General features: G+C 66.6%; 21 protein-coding genes. 15 read left to right on the top strand and 6 right to left on the bottom strand.

The window, feature by feature from the left end; translation table 11 throughout:
• Positions 1-63: 63 nt before the first annotated feature.
• Positions 64-855 carry a transcriptional repressor LexA gene (gene lexA, locus QNN98_RS14515; RefSeq protein WP_442860342.1) on the bottom strand — a complete coding sequence of 264 codons (792 nt, stop codon included), beginning with the start codon at positions 853-855 and terminating at the stop codon, positions 64-66.
• Positions 856-1,273: 418 nt separating this feature from the next.
• Between lexA and QNN98_RS14510 the strand changes: the two genes are divergently transcribed.
• The 8 genes from QNN98_RS14510 to QNN98_RS14475 all read left to right on the top strand — a co-directional run bounded on the left by QNN98_RS14510 (position 1,274) and on the right by QNN98_RS14475 (position 7,344).
• Complete coding sequence (locus QNN98_RS14510) at positions 1,274-1,660, top strand: LysM peptidoglycan-binding domain-containing protein (protein ID WP_227914025.1); 387 nt, start codon at positions 1,274-1,276, stop codon at positions 1,658-1,660.
• A gap of 64 nt (positions 1,661-1,724) precedes the next feature.
• Positions 1,725-2,825: a histidinol-phosphate transaminase gene (locus QNN98_RS14505; RefSeq protein WP_283998062.1), complete on the top strand. Its 1,101-nt coding sequence runs from the start codon at positions 1,725-1,727 to the stop codon at positions 2,823-2,825.
• A 133-nt stretch (positions 2,826-2,958) separates the two neighbouring features.
• On the top strand, positions 2,959-3,576 hold the full coding sequence (gene hisB / locus QNN98_RS14500) for an imidazoleglycerol-phosphate dehydratase HisB (RefSeq protein WP_227914027.1): 618 nt from the start codon (positions 2,959-2,961) through the stop codon (positions 3,574-3,576).
• Entirely contained in the window at positions 3,573-4,211 is a 639-nt protein-coding gene (gene hisH / locus QNN98_RS14495; protein ID WP_227914028.1) for an imidazole glycerol phosphate synthase subunit HisH, read from the top strand. The genes hisB and hisH overlap by 4 nt, the downstream gene beginning before the upstream one ends.
• Before the next feature lie 5 nt (positions 4,212-4,216).
• Complete coding sequence (locus QNN98_RS14490; RefSeq protein ID WP_227914029.1) at positions 4,217-4,375, top strand: CG2302 family histidine operon protein; 159 nt, start codon at positions 4,217-4,219, stop codon at positions 4,373-4,375.
• 23 nt (positions 4,376-4,398) lie between these two features.
• Positions 4,399-5,148, top strand: coding sequence for a bifunctional 1-(5-phosphoribosyl)-5-((5-phosphoribosylamino)methylideneamino)imidazole-4-carboxamide isomerase/phosphoribosylanthranilate isomerase PriA (gene priA, locus QNN98_RS14485; RefSeq protein ID WP_283998059.1), 750 nt, complete (start codon positions 4,399-4,401; stop codon positions 5,146-5,148).
• Between the two features lie 2 nt (positions 5,149-5,150).
• The gene (locus QNN98_RS14480; protein ID WP_227927269.1) at positions 5,151-5,999 is read left to right on the top strand and encodes an SseB family protein; all 849 of its coding nucleotides are present in this window, start codon (positions 5,151-5,153) and stop codon (positions 5,997-5,999) included.
• Positions 6,000-6,033: 34 nt separating this feature from the next.
• Entirely contained in the window at positions 6,034-7,344 is a 1,311-nt protein-coding gene (locus QNN98_RS14475; protein WP_227927268.1) for an MFS transporter, read from the top strand.
• A 70-nt stretch (positions 7,345-7,414) separates the two neighbouring features.
• Here the strand turns inward: QNN98_RS14475 and QNN98_RS14470 are convergent, their stop codons facing one another.
• Complete coding sequence (locus tag QNN98_RS14470; protein ID WP_227914033.1) at positions 7,415-7,843, bottom strand: DUF1844 domain-containing protein; 429 nt, start codon at positions 7,841-7,843, stop codon at positions 7,415-7,417.
• Between the two features lie 387 nt (positions 7,844-8,230).
• Here QNN98_RS14470 and infC point away from each other — a divergent pair, with 387 nt between their 5' ends.
• From infC to QNN98_RS14450, 4 genes are all read left to right on the top strand, one after another.
• Positions 8,231-9,232, top strand: coding sequence for a translation initiation factor IF-3 (gene infC, locus QNN98_RS14465; RefSeq protein ID WP_229960529.1), 1,002 nt, complete (start codon positions 8,231-8,233; stop codon positions 9,230-9,232).
• 108 nt (positions 9,233-9,340) lie between these two features.
• Complete coding sequence (gene rpmI / locus QNN98_RS14460) at positions 9,341-9,535, top strand: 50S ribosomal protein L35 (protein WP_146363238.1); 195 nt, start codon at positions 9,341-9,343, stop codon at positions 9,533-9,535.
• 121 nt (positions 9,536-9,656) lie between these two features.
• Entirely contained in the window at positions 9,657-10,307 is a 651-nt protein-coding gene (gene rplT, locus QNN98_RS14455) for a 50S ribosomal protein L20, sunset domain variant (RefSeq protein ID WP_227914034.1), read from the top strand.
• 22 nt (positions 10,308-10,329) lie between these two features.
• On the top strand, positions 10,330-11,238 hold the full coding sequence (locus QNN98_RS14450) for a TrmH family RNA methyltransferase (RefSeq protein ID WP_227914035.1): 909 nt from the start codon (positions 10,330-10,332) through the stop codon (positions 11,236-11,238).
• Positions 11,239-11,279: 41 nt separating this feature from the next.
• Here QNN98_RS14450 and QNN98_RS14445 read toward each other — a convergent pair whose 3' ends face one another.
• Positions 11,280-12,206, bottom strand: a complete 927-nt coding sequence (locus tag QNN98_RS14445) for an NAD-dependent epimerase/dehydratase family protein (RefSeq protein WP_283998054.1) — start codon at positions 12,204-12,206, stop codon at positions 11,280-11,282.
• 129 nt (positions 12,207-12,335) lie between these two features.
• Here QNN98_RS14445 and QNN98_RS14440 point away from each other — a divergent pair, with 129 nt between their 5' ends.
• Complete coding sequence (locus QNN98_RS14440; protein WP_283998052.1) at positions 12,336-13,016, top strand: TetR/AcrR family transcriptional regulator; 681 nt, start codon at positions 12,336-12,338, stop codon at positions 13,014-13,016.
• Positions 13,017-13,119: 103 nt separating this feature from the next.
• Positions 13,120-14,061, top strand: coding sequence for a cation diffusion facilitator family transporter (locus QNN98_RS14435; protein ID WP_283998050.1), 942 nt, complete (start codon positions 13,120-13,122; stop codon positions 14,059-14,061).
• Here the strand turns inward: QNN98_RS14435 and QNN98_RS14430 are convergent.
• Positions 14,000-15,223 (bottom strand): MFS transporter, encoded by a 1,224-nt coding sequence (locus QNN98_RS14430; RefSeq protein WP_227914069.1) that lies wholly within the window; start codon positions 15,221-15,223, stop codon positions 14,000-14,002. The genes QNN98_RS14435 and QNN98_RS14430 overlap by 62 nt on opposite strands.
• Before the next feature lie 302 nt (positions 15,224-15,525).
• Between QNN98_RS14430 and QNN98_RS14425 the strand changes: the two genes are divergently transcribed.
• Entirely contained in the window at positions 15,526-15,957 is a 432-nt protein-coding gene (locus QNN98_RS14425; RefSeq protein WP_283998212.1) for a (deoxy)nucleoside triphosphate pyrophosphohydrolase, read from the top strand.
• Positions 15,958-15,961: 4 nt separating this feature from the next.
• Here QNN98_RS14425 and QNN98_RS14420 read toward each other — a convergent pair whose 3' ends face one another.
• Entirely contained in the window at positions 15,962-17,035 is a 1,074-nt protein-coding gene (locus QNN98_RS14420; protein WP_227914039.1) for an Rv2578c family radical SAM protein, read from the bottom strand.
• Between the two features lie 32 nt (positions 17,036-17,067).
• A complete protein-coding gene (locus QNN98_RS14415; RefSeq protein ID WP_229960522.1) occupies positions 17,068-17,553 on the bottom strand; it encodes a hypothetical protein in 486 nt (161 codons plus the stop codon).
• Between the last annotated feature and the right edge of the window lie 52 nt (positions 17,554-17,605).

The raw sequence follows: 17,605 nt of genomic DNA, 5'->3' as shown, positions 1-17,605 counted from the left end.
AGGGAGCCGGCGGCGCTGTATTTAGTGGTGCTGTTTATTGGTGCTGTTTTTCTGCGTGCAGCCCTAGAGAGAACGCATGACCGATACAACCTTGCCCATGATGGTGGCTTCGTCGCCGAGGATGGGCTCATAGCGGGTGTTCTGCGGCAGCAGCCAGGTGTGGCCGTTGCGCTGGCGGAAGGTCTTGACCGTCGCTTCGTCCTCCAGCAGGGCGGCAACAATATCGCCGTTCTCTGCCGTGGGCTGGCGCCGCACCACCACCCAGTCTCCGTCGCAAATGGCAGCGTCCACCATCGAGTCGCCGGACACGCGGAGCATAAACAGGTCGCCGTGGCCAACAAGCTGGCGCGGCAGGGGAATGACTTCCTCCACCTGCTGATCCGCCAGGATGGGCCCGCCGGCCGCAATGCGTCCCACGAGCGGAACCATGGCCGTGTCGATCGCGGTGGTGAGGTCGGAGACATGTGAGCTGCCGGCGCCGGATGCTGCCCCCGCCGTGGACCCTGAGCCGGTTTCCGCCGCTGAACCGTCCGGCGAACCGGATGCGCTGCGGCGGGTTGAAGGCGCGTCGCGAAGCAGCAGGGGGACCAGGATTTCCATGGCCCGGGGCCGTTTGGGATCCCGGCGAATGTACCCCAGCTTTTCCAGCTGGCTCAGCTGGTGGGTAACGCTCGAGAGGCTGGCCAGACCGACGATGTCTCCGATTTCCCGCATAGAGGGCGGGTAGCCGTTGGTACTGACCGAGCGCTGGATGGTCTCGAGGATCTTAGTCTGCCGGGCGGTGAGGCCCTTGGTGCGCACTGCCGGAGCGGGCGCGGCAGGGGCGGGGGTGCTGCCATTGGTAACACGGGCCACGTCGGCTTCCCTTCACGGTAGGCCCGCGGATGCGGACCCGATGGCTTCTTCTTTATGTGCCGGCCGTGCCTGCGGTGCTGGCCGTACCGTTTTGTCGCTTTTCCCGGTTTCCCGGTTTTCTCAGTTTTGTCAGTGCCGGGTGATTAGTTGGTATCACCGCTTTCCCGACAGGTTCAACGCTAAGGGAGCGCGGCAAGTTTTTCAAACATATATTCGAGCGAGTCTCGACAATGTTCGTAGATAAGTGCTAGAAATGTTCGAGTACAACTTAGAACGTATGTTCGAGTATGGTCCTGTGACACCTCGCAGGATCCACCAGATGTTCGAATGCAGTTTCTAGGCCCCGCGCAATACCCGGTCCTGCCGGGGATTGTCCGGACGGCGCGGGAGCTGCTCATCGGACCGGAAAGGTATTGACATGTCAGTACACGTACTTCCCAACGCTTCGGTGCGTCCCAGTGCCCCGGCCGGCGCCTCCGCTGCCGCGCGCAGCCAGGCACCGCTGCGCCTCACCCGCCGCGGACGGCTCGTCCTGGTGGGCGCACCCCTGATGTTCTCCACCGCTGCACTTCTGGTCTTTGCGGGTTTCTTCACCGCCCCTGCCATGGCCACCGGAAACTCACCGGAAACCACACGCACCCTGCAGGTATCCGTTTCCACCGGCGACTCACTGTGGTCCCTCGCCACCGAATACGCACCGGAGCGGGATCCCCGGGACGTCGTTGCGGACATCGTGGAACTGAACAACCTGGAAAACGCCACGGTCCCGGCCGGCCGGCAGCTCTACATCCCCGTCGCCTCCTAGCCTGGAACTTCATGCCGGGACACCGGATTCCGCGCCGGGTGCCGCAGCGCCTTAAGCTGTACGGGTGAGTGAACAGCTGGAAAACCTGAACCGACTTCCCCTGCGGGAAGACCTCCGCGGCCTGAGCCCGTACGGAGCTCCGCAGCTGGATGTGCCGATCCTGCTGAACGTCAATGAAAACACCCACGGGCTGCCCCGGCATGTAAGGGAAGCGATCGTTACCGAGGTCCAGGCGGCCGTTGCCGGCCTGAACCGGTACCCGGACCGCGAGTTCACCCAGCTGCGCGAAAACCTGGCGAACTATCTCGGCCACGGTCTCACCGCCGAAAACATCTGGGCCGGCAACGGCTCCAACGAAGTCCTGCAGCAGATCATGCAGGCCTTCGGGGGCCCCGGCCGGAAGGCCATGAGCTTCCCGCCCACCTACTCCATGTACCCGCTGCTCGCCAGCGGCACGGGCACCGCCTATGTCACCGGCACGCGGGAAGCCGACTTCACCATGGACCCGCAGTCCGTGGCGGAGCAGGTCCGGGCACAGGCACCTACCATCATCATTCTCTGCACCCCGAACAACCCCACCGGCACCGCCCTGGGACTGGACGCCATCGAGGCGGCCTACGATGCCGGCGCCGCCTCCAACGCAGTTGTCGTGGTGGACGAGGCCTACGCGGAGTTCTCCCACACGGAAACCCCCAGCGCCCTGCAGCTGCTGCCCGGACGCGAGCGGCTGATCGTCTCCCGGACCATGTCCAAGGCTTTCGCCCTGGCCGGGGCCCGGATCGGCTACCTGGCCGCGGCGCCGCAGATCGCCGACGCCCTGCGCCTGGTCCGGCTGCCGTACCACCTCTCCGCCATTACCCAGGCCACGGCCAACGCAGCCCTGACGCACGCCGATGCCCTCCTGTCCAACGTTGAGGACATCAAGGCCCAGCGCGACAGGATCGTCCGGGAACTCACCATTATGGGACTGGCCCCGGCGCCGTCGGATGCCAACTTTGTCCTGTTCGGCGGGATGGAGAATCCGCGGGCCGTCTGGGAAGGGCTGCTGGAAGCCGGTGTCCTGGTCCGTGACATCGGCATTGAGGGGCACTTGCGGGTTACCGCCGGTACTGAAGCGGAAACCACGGCGTTCCTGACCCGGCTGCAGGAACTGCTCGCCGCCTGAGCCGCCCGTCCGGCCCTGCATCCACCTCCCGGCCCCCGGTTCCAGTTCCGGGTGTTGCCCGCTTCGGGACTAAACTGATCACCTGCCGGGGCTTTGCCTATTGCTTCGGCTCCAACCTTCGCGAAGGAACCTCATGACTGTGGAGACCGCCACCGGACGCACCGCCCGCCTTGAGCGGACCACCAGCGAATCGTCCGTCGTCGTCGAACTTGATCTGGACGGCACGGGCCGCGCGGATATCAGCACCTCGGTGCCGTTCTACGACCACATGCTGACCGCGCTGGCCAAGCACTCACTGATGGATCTCACCGTGCGAGCCACGGGGGACACCCACATCGATGTCCACCACACGGTGGAGGACATCGCCATCAGCATCGGCGAGGCGCTGAAGACCGCGCTCGGCACCAAGGCCGGCATCCGCCGTTTCGGCGAAGCCACTGTTCCGCTGGATGAAGCACTGGCGCAGGCGGTCGTCGATATCTCCGGCCGCCCCTACCTGGTGCACTCCGGGGAGCCCGCGGGGCAGGAATACCACCTGATCGGCGGGCATTTCACCGGATCCCTGACGCGGCATGTCTTCGAAGCGATCACGCTCCACGCGCAGATCTGCCTGCACATGCGGGTGCTGTCCGGACGGGATCCGCACCACATTGTCGAGGCCCAGTTCAAGGCCTTCGCCCGCGCCCTGCGCGCGGCGGTTGAATCCGATCCGCGCGTTGAGGGCATCCCCTCCACGAAGGGAGCACTGTGAGTCCCCGCAACGTCACCGTCCTGGACTACGGTTCCGGCAACATCCGCTCCGCCGTGCGCGCCCTTGAGCACGCCGGCGCCAACGTCACGCTTAGCGCCAAGCCGGATGACGTCCTGAACGCCGACGGGCTCGTGGTCCCCGGCGTCGGCGCGTTCGCCGCCGTGATGCAGGGCCTCAAGGACGTGGATGCCCTCCGCATGATCGGCCGCCGCGTGGCCGGCGGCCGCCCGGTGCTGGGTATCTGTGTAGGCCTGCAGGTGCTCTTTGATGAGGGCGTGGAGCACGGGGTCCGGACCAAGGGGATGGGCGAGTGGCCCGGCGTGGTTGAACGGCTCGCGGCCGACGTCGTGCCGCACATGGGCTGGAACACCGTAAAGCCCCCGGCCGGTTCGGCCCTCTTCGACGGTATCGAGGACGAGCGGTTCTACTTCGTGCACAGCTACGGCGTGCAGAAGTGGGACTTCGACGTCACCCAGCCGGCCATGCGACCGCCCCAGGTCACCTGGGCGGACCACGGCGGCCCGTTTATTGCCGCGGTGGAGAACGGTGCGTTGTCGGCTACCCAGTTCCACCCGGAGAAGTCCGGCGACGCCGGCGCAGCACTGCTGAACAACTGGCTTAAGACGCTGGGCTGAGCGCTATGTGGAGCATTCTTCTGATGGGCCTGGCCGGTCTCCTCATTGGCGGCGCGGTGTCTTTCCGCAGCCAGGGCATGTCCAAAATCATTGTCATCAGCTTCTGGGTCCTGGCCGGAATGGCCCTGCTGGGCGCCTACCTGCTGACCCTCGACCTTTCCTGACCCCACCACCGAAAGCACAAGAGATGCCCTTCAGCGAAACCCCCGTCCTAGAACTGCTGCCCGCCGTGGATGTGGCCGACGGACAGGCCGTGCGCCTGGTCCAGGGTGAAGCCGGCAGCGAGACCAGCTACGGCGATCCGCTGGAGGCGGCCCTGGCCTGGCAGAACGACGGCGCCGAGTGGGTCCACCTGGTGGACCTGGACGCCGCGTTTGGCCGCGGCTCGAACCTTGACCTGCTCAGCCGCGTGGTGAAGTCCCTCGATATCAAAGTGGAGCTTTCCGGCGGCATCCGTGACGACGAGTCGCTGGACAAGGCGTTGGAGCTCGGCGCAGAACGCGTGAACCTGGGCACTGCGGCACTGGAGAACCCGGAATGGACCGCCAGCGCGATTGCCCGCTACGGGCAGGCAATCGCCGTGGGCCTGGACGTGCGCGGAACCACCCTGGCGGCCCGCGGCTGGACCAAGGAGGGCGGCGACCTGTGGGAGGTGCTCGCCCGGCTCGAAGAGGCCGGTTGCCCCCGCTACGTAGTCACCGATGTCACCAAGGACGGCACCCTGCGCGGACCGAACGTGGACCTGCTGCGGGAAGTGCTCAAACGCACCGACCGTCCGGTGGTGGCTTCCGGCGGAATTTCCAGCCTGGACGACCTCGCCGCCCTGCGCGAGCTGGTTCCGCTGGGGCTGGAAGGAACCATTGTGGGCAAGGCCCTCTATGCCGGCGCCTTCACGCTGCCCCAGGCCTTCAACGTCGCCGGACACCCGGCCCGCTGACCATGGCATCGCGCGAACTCCCGGGCCACATTGCCGCCGCCCTGGCAGGAGCCGGCGGTCCCGCGGACTCAGCCGGCCGGTCCTGGTCCGGACGGGACCTGACCGGCGACGGGAATCCGCTGCATAACTTTGACAGCGACGACGGTCGGGCCGACGCCGGCTACGCCGCCGCCGTCGCGCGCCTCGTTGCCGGGACCGGCAGCGAACGGGAGGTTGTGGCCGCCCTGGCCACCGCCCGTGTGTTCGTGCCCATCGTCGCCGTGTTGGGGGAGGAAGCCGAATCCAACCACGGCCTGACTGCCGACAAACAGGCGGACATGGCGCTCGTGTCGCTGACGGCGCCGGACGGGCGGAAGGCGCTGCCGGTGTTCACCTCGGTGGACGCCCTGGAAAAGTGGCATCCGGAAGCACGGCCCGTGGCCGTTTACACGCCACGCGCCGCACTGTCCGCCGTTTCCGAGGACGCTCAGCTGCTGGTCATCGATCCCGGCGCCGATTTCACTTTTGTGGTGCGCCGGCCGGCCATGTGGGCGCTGGCCCAGCAGCGGGAATGGGTGCCCTCCTACGCCGACGCGGAACTGGTGGACTTTGCCCGGGCCGCCGCGGAAGCGGACCCGCGGATCCTGGGCATTACCCTCCAGCAGGGCCAGGGCACCGCGTCACGTACAGCCGCCGGTGAGCCGGTGGGCGGGGGAGGCGCCGGTCCTGAGCTTACAATGGTCGTTCAGCTTGCGCCCGGACTTGGTCCGCAGGACGTCTCTGCCCTGATGGCAGTCCTGCAGGAGCGCCTGACTGCCAACCCCGAGTTTGTTGAGCGTGTGGATTCACTGGATCTGTTGACCACGCGCTGACCCGTCAGGCGTAGCCCGCCAGAAGAGAACCGCCGTGAATTTTGGCCTGTACCGCGAGATGCTGCGGATTGCCCCCATCCGCCGACTTTTGCTGGTGGGAATGGTGGCGAGGTTCCCGCATTCCGCCGCAGGCGTGCTGCTGACGCTGCATGTGGTGAACACCATGGACAAGGGCTACGCGGCAGCCGGCGCGGTGGCCGCGGTGGTGACCATCGGCATTGCCGTGGGTGCGCCGTGGCGCGGGCGACGCGTGGATACCGTGGGGCTGCGCCGGGCGCTGATCCCGTCAGTGATCGCCGAGGCAACCATCTGGAGCATCGCGCCGCACGCCAGTTTCGAGTGGCTGCTGGTACTCGCGCTGATCGGCGGCGTCTTTACCCTGCCGGTCTTCAGCGTGGTGCGGCAGTCCCTGGGCGTGCTGGCCACCGGCGAGCAGCGGCGCACAGCCTTCGCCCTGGATTCAATTGCCACCGAGCTCGTCTTTATGGTGGGTCCTGCCCTCGGAGCCGTCATCGCCACACAGATCTCCTCCGTGGTGGGCCTCACCGCGGTAGGTCTGTCCGCTGCGGTGTCCGGACTGCTGCTCATCTGGTTCAACCCGCCAACGCGGACTGCCGAACCGAAGGACGCCGTGACCGCCGTCGACGAGCAGGAGGCCGCGGCCTCCGCCGTCATCAACGTCGCACCCGCAAATGTGCAGGACGCTCCCATGGAGCTCACCGGAGCCGGCCTCCCCGGCGGTCCGCAGAACCTCCTTACCCGGCTGGGCAGGGGACTGGCCGGCAACTTCGGCTGGCTAACCGCCAGTGTGGCCGTGGTGTTCGCCGTTGCCGTGGGTGCCGGGCTGCTGCTCTCCAGCACCGACGTCGGGATTGTGGCCCTCGTGGAAGCCGGCGGCAACCCGTCCGAGGTCGGCATTGTGTTTGTGGCCTGGTGCGCTGCCTCGGCCGTGGGCGGCGTCGTGTACGGCGCCATGAACAAGCGGATTTCACCCATGGTGCTCCTGCTGGCCATGGCGGTGCTGACCATGCCGATGGGGTTGGCGACCGGCACCCTCAGCCTCGCATTGCTCTCCATTCCGGCCGGGTTGCTCTGCGCGCCCGTGCTGTCCTCGGCATCCGAACGGGTCGCGGACCTGGTGTCCGAGGACCGTCGAGGGGAAGCCATGGGCTGGTACGGTTCGGCGATGACCGCCGGAACCGCACTGGGCGCCCCGGTGGCCGGACTGGCCATCGACGTGATCGGTCCGTGGGCCGGTTTCCTGATGGCGGGCGGCGCGGCCGGGGTGCTTGTCCTGGTGACGCTCTCGGTTCGCCGGCTCGTTCGCCGGCCGGCCGCCCTCTAGCGAAGACAAAAAGACCCGGAGCGCCTGCCGCAGGGGCAGGCGCTCCGGGTCTGTAGCGGTAGCCGGGCCTCTAGCTGACGGGGCCGGTGAACTTCTCGCCCGGACCCTTGCCGGGGGCATCCTGAATGACGGATGCTTCCCGGAAAGCCAGCTGCAGCGAACGCAGGCCGTCGCGCAACGGCCCGGCGTGCTGGCTGCCGATCTCGGGGGCTGCGGCGGTAACGAAGCCGGCCAGGGCGGTGATCAGCTTGCGTGCTTCGTCCAGGTCCTTCAGCTCTTCGGCGTCGTCGCCTTCAGCCAGGCCGCACTTAACGGCGGCGGCGCTCATCAGGTGGACGGCAGCGGTGGTGATGACCTCGATGGCCGGCACCTCGGCAATGTCGCGCATCTGCTCGGCGACTTCCTGCTGCGCTGCAGCGGCGGATTCGGTCTCTGCGGGTGTTCCCGGGAAGGAGTGGCGGGTTGCCTCGCCTGCCGGATTGCTCTGTGGGGTACTCATACTGGTAAGCTTGTCACAGACCGACTGGTTGTCGTTACTTTCAATGCCCCTTGCGGGCAGGATGAAAATCACACTTTCCTCCTGAAGGCGGCGTCACCGGTATGCAAGCGGAGACCCCTCCCACCCGCGTCAGCCTGACTGCCATTGTGGCGGCAGAGTTGCCGGGTTCAGGTCGGCCCCGGCGGGCCAGCAGCACGGATATTCCGCGCCTGCCAGCACTGCCGGGAGCTAACTGCCTTACGGGCAGTTGATGCCGACCCCTCACGGGCCTTCGATTGCGCTTGCAATTGGAGGCCTTCTTCATTTGCAGGCGGTAGCCGTTTTGAAGAACACAGGAGCTGCAACATTAGCGAGCCAAGAATCAATGATCGAATCCGCGTCCCTGAGGTGCGGCTGGTAGGTCCGGCAGGTGAGCAGGTAGGAGTTGTCCGTATTGAGGACGCGCTTCGACTGGCTGCTGAGTCGGACCTGGATCTTGTTGAGGTAGCACCGCAGGCGAAGCCGCCGGTGTGCAAACTAATGGACTTCGGCAAGTACAAGTACGAAGCCGCCGTCAAGGCACGTGAAGCACGGAAGAACCAGACGAACACCGTTCTGAAGGAAATCCGCTTCCGCCTGAAGATCGACACCCACGACTACGAGACCAAGCGCGGCCACGCCATGCGCTTCCTCGCCGCCGGGGACAAGGTCAAGGCCATGATCCAGTTCCGCGGCCGTGAGCAGCAGCGTCCTGAAATGGGTATGCGGCTGCTGAACAAGTTCGCTGAGGATGTAGCCGAGGTGGGTGTGGTTGAGTCCACGCCGCGCATCGACGGCCGCAACATGGTGATGGTCATCGGTCCGCTGAAGAACAAGGCTGAGGCCAAGGCCGAAGCCCGCCGCGCAACGCAGCGGGCAGATGCCAAGGCTGCTAACGAGGCGATCAAGAACGGCGAGGCACCTGCTCGGGTGGATACCTCGGCGGACAAGGCTCCCATGACGCAGAGCCTGGCGGATCTGCTGCCGGACGGCCTGCGTTTGGGTTCCTCCGCTGCCGAAGCCGATAAGGCCCGTGCAGAGCAGGAACAGGCAGAGAAGGAACAGGCCGCAAAGCGGGCCAAGGCTGCGGCTGCTGAAAAGGCCGCAACCGAAGCACGCCGTGTGGCTGCAGCCAGCAAGCCGGCCGCTGCGCCTGCCGCACCGGCTCAGCCTGCCAAGCCCGCAGAGGCAGCCGCACCGGCCGCAGCACCGAAGCCGGTGTCTGCACCCAAGCCGGCCGCGGTTCCGAAGCCGACTGCTGCACCCAAGCCCGCTGCCCGGCCCAAGCCGGCCGCGGCACCGAAGCCTGCCGGCAAGCCGTCCACCCCTCGGGGAACGTCCGGCCAGCCCAAGCCCGGAACCGCAGAGTAGTTCCACTGCACTGCGACGCCCCGGCGTCCAGTAACAATGCCCTGGCACCCAACGGGTGCCTGAAGCCCCGCGGGCCTGCCCGCGGAAACCTAAAGGAGATCGGTAGACATGCCGAAGATGAAGACCCACAGTGGCGCCAAGAAGCGCTTCAAGCTGACCGGTACCGGCAAGCTCAAGCGCCAGCAGGCTAACCGCCGCCACTACCTGGAGCACAAGCCCTCCACGCTGACGCGCCGCCTGGCCAACGACAAGCTCGTGGCACCGGCAGACGCCAAGGTCATCAAGAAGATGCTGGGCATCTAACTAATTCCCTGATGGCCGTCCCGTCCGGGCCGGTCTCACCCATCAAAGCTTTCCCCGCTCCTGGGCCTTCCAGGCGCAGTGACTTACCAAGTCGGGGAGATTTACCAAAAGGAGTACGCACGTGGCACGTGTGAAGCGGGCGCTTAACGCCCACAAGAAGCGTCGGGTTATTCTCGAGCGCGCCAAGGGTTACCGCGGACAGCGTTCGCGCCTGGTCCGTAAGGCCAAAGAGCAGCTGCTGCACTCGTTTGTGTACAGCTACGGTGACCGCCGCAAGCGCAAGGGCGATTTCCGCCGCCTCTGGATCCAGCGCATCAACGCTGCTTCCCGCGCCAACGGCCTGACCTACAACCGCCTGATCCAGGGCCTCAAGCTGGCCGAGATCCAGGTTGACCGCCGCATGCTGGCCGAACTGGCCGTCAACGACGCCGCTGCGTTCGCCGCACTGGTCCAGATCGCCAAGGATGCCCTGCCGTCCGACACCTCCGCTCCGGCTGTCCAGGCTGCTCCGGCCGCCAAGGCTGCTCCCGTTGCTGACACCAAGCCGGCTGCTGCCGTTGCCACCGCCAAGGGTGGCTTCAAGGCTTCCGAGGGCGACGCCCCCGAAGGTTTCGTTATCAAGGGCAACCTGGGCTCGGGCAAGTACCACGTCCCCGGTTCCACCTGGTACGAGCAGACTGTTGCTGAATACTGGTTCGATTCCGTTGAAGCAGCCAAGGCTGCCGGTCTGGAACCCGCTGGCGGAGAATCCCGCCAGAAGTTCCAGGGCTAAGGGAATCGGTCTCTAAAAGACGATGAACCTTGAAGGGCGCCCGCAGGCACCGCTGATGTCCAACCCCCGAGCTGATCGGGTCCGTGATGTTGCGAGACTTGCCGGGCGCTCTTCGCGCTTAAAATCCGGCCGTTTCCTGGCCGAGGGGCCGCAGGCCGTCCGGGAGGCGCTGAGCGCACACCGAGCGGCCGCGGCCAACGGCGGCTCCGCCGTCGTGCACGAGGTTTATGCCACCCAGGCGTGCCTGGACCGGCTGCCCGAGCTGGCGGATCTGGCCCGCGGCCTGACGTTGCGCCTGGCCACGGACGAAGTCCTGGCCGCTATGGCAGACACCGTGTCCCCGCAGGGCATCGTCGCCGTCTGCAACATGTCCACAGCGCGCCTGCAGGATGTCCTGGCCGGCGGAGCAAAACTGGTGGCCGTCCTGTGCGAGGTCCGGGACCCCGGCAACGCCGGGACCGTGCTGCGCGCCGCTGATTCCGCCGGCGCCGACGCGGTGGTGCTGACCGCTTCCAGCGTGGACATCTACAACCCCAAAGCCGTGCGCTCCACGGCAGGGTCCTTGTTCCACCTGCCGGTGGTCACCGGAGCCGACTTCGGCGCCGTCATCGAGGCCCTGGGCACAGCCGGAGTGACGGTCCTCGCGGCCGACGGCTACGGCAGCGTGAACCTCGACCGCCTGCAGGACCTCAGTGCGGTGCGCAGGCTTGCTCCTGCCGCTGACCGCCACAACGACGACGCCGGCCTGCCGCAGCTGGAGGCTCCTACCGCCTGGCTGTTCGGCAACGAGGCCCAGGGGCTTTCCGACGCCGAACTTGCCGCCGCCGACCACCGTGTGGCGGTCCCTCTGTACGGCAGCGCCGAGAGCCTGAACGTGGGCACAGCGGCGACTGTTTGCCTGTACGCCTCCGCCCGCGCCCAGAACCGGTAGGACCGGCTGCCGCCGTCGCTGCCGCAGCGCATACCCCGCAGTTAGCGGATCTTCAACCCCGCCGAATTGCGCAGCGTCGACTCCAACGCAACGTCAAAGGGCGTAGCCCGAACGCCCAGGGCTGCTTCGGTCCGGGCGGAATCTGCAGTGAACGACGACGTGAACTGATAGGACGAAGCACCGATCTCCCGTACTTCGGGCAGGAACTTCCCGCCGATTCGGAACAGCGCGGCGGGATAGGTGCGTACCCTGCCCGCGGAACCCAGCAGTTCGTTGACCCGGCGCGCAATGGTGAGCCGGTCCAGGTGCGAGGAATGCGGAACATGCCAGGCGGTCCCGGACGCGCCGTCAGCTGACGCAGCGGCCAGCGTTGCCGCGATGTCCGGCAGATAAGCCCAGCTATGCGCCAGCGACGGATTCCCCACCACCCAGGTAGTTTTCGAAGCCGCCAGCGGCTTGAGGAAACGCGGACCCAGATGGGCGTTGGCACCGGCGCCCGGGCCGAAGTAGTCGCTGGCCCGCACCTCCGTTGCCTGGATGCGTCCTGCCGTATGCGCCGCCAGCAGTTCCTCCCACATGCGCCGGCGTACTTCGCCCTTCCGGTCGGCCGGATTCAGCGGACTGTCTTCCCGCATGGGCATGTGCGCGCGGCCGTAAGCGTAGAGGTTTCCCATCAGGACGACCCGGGCGCCGGTGGCCTCCGCCGCGGAAATGACGGCCGCAGTGATGGGTGGCCACTCGCGCTCCCAGGCTGGGTAAGGCGGATTGCTGCAAACGTACAGCGCTTCCACGCCGCGCGCTGCCCGCGTGAGGGCTTCGGCGTCCGACGCCTGCAGGCGCACGGCCTCGGTGCCTGGCACCTCGGTTCCGGAACGGGTGCCCACCAGGACGCGCTGGTCCCGTTCGGTGAGATGGGCGGCCAAGGCCCGGCCGACGGCGCCAGCGCCAATGATGAGTGATACCGCCATGTTTCGTCCTTTTCCAGTCTGGTGGTCAGTGCGTGTTGCTTACCGGCTCGACGCTAGACCGCCATGCAGTCAAAAACAAGAGCACTGCTCACAATTGTGTGCACTGATTACTTGAGGCAGGATGAGTGGATGACGAGTTCCACTTCGCCCCAATCGGGGGAGGGGCCCCGGGCAATGGCCCGGCGGCTGCACACCGCCCGTATCCTCGACGCCGCTGAACAACAGCTGGCCGAGGGCGGTCCGGCAAATCTTTCCCTCCGGGCCATCGCCCGCGGCCAGGGGATGGCTTCGTCTGCCATCTACCGTTACTTCGCCAGCGCAGACGAACTGCTCACAGCGCTTATCCTTCGCGCCTATTCGGACCTGGGCGACGCCGCCGAACGCGCTGCATCGAATGCGGCGCCAGGCGAGAAGGGGTTTATGGCCGTCTGCCACGCAGTGCGGGACTGGGCACTGGCCCAACCCCACCGATATGCGCTGATCTACGGCTCACCGGTTCCGGATTACCACGCGCCCGAATCCACGGTGGAACAGGCCGCCCGGGTGCCGGTGGCGCTCCTGCGGCTGCTGCCGCCGGCAAGCGGCCAAGCCGGAGCCAACGGGCTCGACCTGCTGGATCCGGGACTCGTTGCCCTGGCCGAGGGCATCGGAGCCGACCCCCGGCAGCTGCCTGCCGGGGTAGCCGTTTGGAGCCAGCTCTTCGGGCTGGTCAACTTTGAGCTGTTTGGCCACTTCCGCAATGTGGTCGCGGCACAAAGGTCCTTTTTTGATGACACCCTGCGGGCGGCCTACCGCCGGATGAACGGCTGACTGCCGGCCTGCGGCACGTACGGCCCCTGCGGCGGATGTAGCGTATTGGTAACGGCCGCTTTCGGCGAGCCGGTCCACTACACCAAAGAGAAACGGGTTTTACATGTCTGCCAGCGGCGGTAATAAGGCGGTTGTCGCGGCACTGAGCGCCAATCTGGCCATCGCGGCCTTGAAGTTCATTGCTTTCGCCCTAACGCGCTCCTCCTCGATGCTCGCTGAGGCCATCCACTCCGTTGCCGACTCAGGCAACCAGGTGCTGCTGCTTTTGGGCGGCAAACGGTCCAGGCGCCAGGCCAGCCCGGAGCACCCCTTCGGCTATGGCCGTGAGCGCTACATTTACGCTTTCATTGTTTCCATTGTCCTGTTCAGCGTCGGCGGACTCTTCGCCCTGTACGAGGCCTACCACAAGTACCAGGACCCGCACCCGATCGAGGGCAAGTGGTGGTGGGTGCCCCTTGCCGTGCTTGTGGGCGCCATGATCGCGGAGGGCTCCTCCCTCCGTACCGCAGTCCGCGAGTCCAACCACACCCGCGGCAAGCAGGGGTGGGTGCAGTTCGTGCGGACCGCCAAGGCCCCTGAACTGCCCGTTGTCCTGCTCGAGGATTTCGGGGCCCTGCTCGGCCTGCTCTTCGCCCTGTTCGGCGTCAGCATGACCCTCGTGACCGGAAACGGCGTTTGGGACGCCTTCGGCACCGCCATGATCGGCATCCTGCTGGTGGCCATTGCCGCTGTCCTGGCGGTGGAGACCAAGTCGCTGCTGCTCGGGGAATCCGCAACGCAGGCTGATGTGCGCCGGATCGAAGAGGCCATCCAGGCCGACCCCGACACCCGCATCATCCACCTCAAGACCATGCACCTGGGTCCGGAGGAGCTGCTGGTAGCGGCGAAGATCGCCATCCCCAAGTGCGAGACCGGACAGGAGATTGCCGACGGCATCAACGCTGCGGAGGAACGGATCCGTGCAGCGGTCCCGGTCGCGCGCTCTATTTACCTGGAGCCGGATGTGTTTTCGGCGAAGAAGGCCGGCGATCCAGCACCCCGCTGATCAGGGCAACTGCCAAACCAAGCAGGGCGAGTACCGCTCCCACCACAGCGGGGGAGCGGTACCCCCAGCCCCAGGCAATGACGACGCCGCCCAGCAGGGCGCCCAGCGCGTTGGCAAGGTTCAACGCGGCATGATTCAGCGACGAAGCCAGCGACTGCGCGCCGGGCGACACGTCCAGCAGCCGGGTCTGCAGCGGCGGGGTGAGCATGGAACCGATCAGGCCGACCAGGAACACCAGCACCATGGCGGTCGCGGCGTACTGCACCGCCCACGCGTAGGCGAGCAGGACCACTACCGTCCCGCCCAGGACCGCGTAAATGCTGCCCATGACGTTGATGTCCGCAATCCGTCCGCCGGCAACGTTGCCGATCACCTGTCCCACACCGTAGAGGCCGACGACGACGGGCAGGACGTTCTCCGATATGCCTGCTACTTCGGTCATAGTGGGTGCAATGTAGGTGTAAACGGCGAAGAACCCGCCGAACCCTACCGTTCCCACCAGCAGTGCCAGCCAGACCTGAACCCGTCCCAGCGCGCTCAGCTCCGATTTGATGCTGGCTTCCGCCAGGGCGGGCTGGTAGGGAACAAACCGTGCCACGAGTGCCACTGTCAGCAGTGCAAGCGCCCCCACGAGGACGAACATCCAACGCCAACCGGCCTGCTGGCCCAGCCAGGTGGCAAAAGGAACACCCACCACATTGGCGATGCTCAGCCCCAGCATCACCATGGAGATGGCCCACGCCCTGCGGGTAGGTGCCACCAAGGAGGCGGCAATGACCGCGGCCACACCAAAGAAGGCGCCGTGCGGCAGCCCGGAAAGGAAGCGCGTGAACAGCAGCCAGGAATAGTCCGGGGCGAGGAAGGACGAGAGGTTGCTCAGGGCGAAGAACGCCATCAGCCCCATCACCAGCAGCTTCCGGGGCATGCGCGCGCCCAGGGCGGCGAGCACGGGGGCTCCGACAACGACGCCAAGCGCGTAGGCGGAAATCACGTGCCCGCCGGAGGGTACGGAAATGCCGAGGTCGTCGACCATCTCCTGGAGCAGGCCCATGATGCTGAATTCCGTGGTGCCGATGGCAAACCCGCCCACGGCCAGGGCAGTAATGGCCTTGGCAACAGTGGTGCGGCGGGAACCGGAGAAACGCTGGTTGGACAGTGGCATGGGCGCGGAGGTGCTGCGGGTCAAGGCTTCGCTTTCAAGTGGGGTGCGGCTGTGGAGTGCAGCTGCAGCGACGTGGTACAGCTGCGGATGCGGCGTTGCGGAGCAGCCGGCCCGGGGAAGTGATCCGCACGGGCCGAAGGCCGGGACGGCATTGTCCCCTCCAGCCTAGTGCAGGGCCGAACCGCGCGGGGCCCGGAGGAAACGACCCGGAGTGCACATAGACTTTTCCCGTGGCCAACAAACCAGCGCAGGACCAGCAGACGGTTATCCCCGCAGTACAGGAACACCCGGATCAACACCCGGTGGGCCTCAAGCAGGTGGTGGGGGCGGCCGTGGTGGACCGCCTCGAATCGCCCTCCCTGCTGCTGGCAGCACGCCGCAGCGCTCCTGTCGCCCTTGCCGGACTGTGGGAATTCCCCGGCGGCAAGGTCGAACCCGGTGAAGGATGCACTGAAGCCCTGCACCGCGAGCTGGCGGAGGAGCTGGGTATCCGGGTTCGGCTGGGTGCGGAAGTCGAGGGGCCGCTGGCCCAGGGCTGGCAGCTCAACCGGAACGCTGCCATGCGGGTGTGGCTGGCCGAAGTTACGCACGGGTCCCCGGAGCCGTTGGAGGACCACGATGAGCTGCGGTGGGTGGAGCTGGAGCGCAGCGCGTTGAGCCGACTGGAGTGGATACCCGCCGACCTGCCGATCGTGGGTGCGCTGCTGGATGCAGTTGCCGCCCGGCAGGACTAGGTTCCTAGAACAGGGCGGCCTGGTCGGCGGCCGCTACACCTGCCGGGGCAGCCGGCGAGGCTTTCGCTGCCGCGGGCCGCAGGAACCGGGCTCCGCCGGTAAAGCCGTACTTGGCCTTAAAGAAGCGGATGCGTCCGGCCAGCCAGTCCCGGTATTCCTGGGACGCATAGGTTCCCTTCCCGTACAGGCGTTGGTACCGGGCGGTGAGGTCCGGGTAGTGGCGTGCCAGGAATTCCATGTACCACTCCCGCGCGCCGGGGCGCAGGTGCAGGGCTCCGGCGGTGACGCCGGTGGCTCCCGCCTCGGCGAGGGCCGAGAACAGTGCGTCCAGGGACTCATCGCCGTCCGTCAGCCACGGCAGGATGGGCATGGCCATGACCGAGCAGGGCAGTCCGGCGTCGCGGAGGCGCCGAATCAGGTCCAACCGGGCACGGGGCGTGGGTGTTCCGGGTTCGGCCACCTTGGCCAGTGCGGGGTCAACCAGTGCCAGCGAGATGCCCATGCCGATTTCCGTGGACGCAGAGGCTTCCTTGAGCAGCGGGATGTCGCGCGCCAGCAGGGTCCCCTTGGTCAGGATGGAGAAGGGGGTGCCGCTGTCCGCCAGGGCGCGGATAATTCCGGGCATCAGCTTGTAGCGGCCCTCGGCCCGCTGATAGGGGTCGGTGTTGGTGCCCATTGCCACGTGGTGGTGCTGCCAGGACGGGCGGGCAAGTTCCCGGCGCAGAACCTCTGCCGCATTGACCTTTACCACCAGCTGGCTGTCGAAATCGGCACCGCTGTCCAGGTCCAGGTACGTGTGGGTCTTGCGGGCGAAACAATATACGCACCCGTGGCTGCAGCCCCGGTACGGGTTCACCGTCCACTCAAACGGCATGTTGGAGCCGCCGCCCACCTTGTTCAGCACCGATTTGGCGGCCACCTCATGGAAGGTCACGCCGGCGAAGTCGGGAGTGCGGACTGTGCGGACGAGTCCCTGCAGCGGGATCAGCGCATCGGCAGGCGCCGGTAGGAGCTGCGGGGCGGGTTCCTCCGCCGGTGCTGTAGTTGGAGCGTTCAGTTCCTGGCCTTGCCACCTCATTCCCTCATTAGAACATACGTTCTAATGCCGGGCTACCCTTTGTGGCCCCGGATACCTTCCGGGCGGTAGCCGCCGTCATGAAGGCCTGCCAACCGTTCAAAGGGATTCGCCGACGCCGGATCGCCGGCTGCCGCGCGCGACAGGACCGACGCGGCGGCATACAGGGGCAGGAAAAACGGGCCCAGCAGGGCGTACTGCGTGCTGTGCCGCATCTCGTGGCGGAGCAGGGGGCTGTTGTCCGCGGTGATGCGCCGGGCCGTGGACCCGGGGTAGAGGATCACGTTGCCAACCGTGAAGGCGGCGGCTCGGGGAAGGGCAAGCGGATATCCTTCGGCGAGCAGTACTCCATTGGGCCCGGGCCGTACCCGGCAGCCGGTGAACCGGGCTAGGGCCAGACCGGCAGGCGTGGAGAGGTTCACGATATTGGCCCAGCGGCGAACCCGCAGCGCCCTGCTCCGCGGTCCGGTGCGGCGGGGACGAGCCGAATGCAGTCGAAAACGCGGCATAGATTCAGACACGGGACCTCCTCAATGGCACCCGGACCGGTTGCATGACGGCCCCCGCAGGGGG

This window comes from Arthrobacter sp. zg-Y1143 (assembly GCF_030125565.1).
Lineage (GTDB): Bacteria > Actinomycetota > Actinomycetes > Actinomycetales > Micrococcaceae > Arthrobacter_B.
The sequence above is the reverse complement of the archived record's forward strand: the minus strand, read 5'-3'. Positions and strand labels throughout refer to the sequence as shown.